Origin of the sequence: Spirulina sp. CCY15215 (assembly GCF_016888125.1) — a bacterium.
GTDB lineage: Bacteria > Cyanobacteriota > Cyanobacteriia > Cyanobacteriales > Spirulinaceae > CCY15215.
The window spans coordinates 1-246 of record NZ_JACSWA010000448.1 but is presented as its reverse complement, the minus strand read 5'-3'; the positions used below and the strand labels follow the sequence as shown (position 1 = coordinate 246).

Annotated in this window: 1 protein-coding gene; it reads right to left on the bottom strand. The window is 44.3% G+C overall.

Translation table 11 applies throughout. The features are described 5' to 3' along the window. Window positions 1-246 (bottom strand): RRXRR domain-containing protein (locus JUI58_RS14110; protein ID WP_204104436.1); only part of this gene is annotated, 246 nt, incomplete at both ends.

The following is a 246-nucleotide window of genomic DNA, read 5'->3' as shown; positions in this document are numbered from 1 at the left end:
GCTTTCGATTCAGGAATCGAGGTTTTCTATACCGGGTTTTGCGGCTGCGTCGTCCTCTTCTTAATTGTCGTCTTGAGGTTAATTTGTCTCGGATTTGCTGTCCGCGATGGGTCAATTTAGCCGCCCAGATAACGCGATTTCCCTGCACAATTGCAATTCCCGTCGTTTTAGAACCGGGGTCTATTTTTAACTGACATTCATTAACTTCTCCTCCCTCTATGTCTTGAATAATAATTGTGAAGGGAA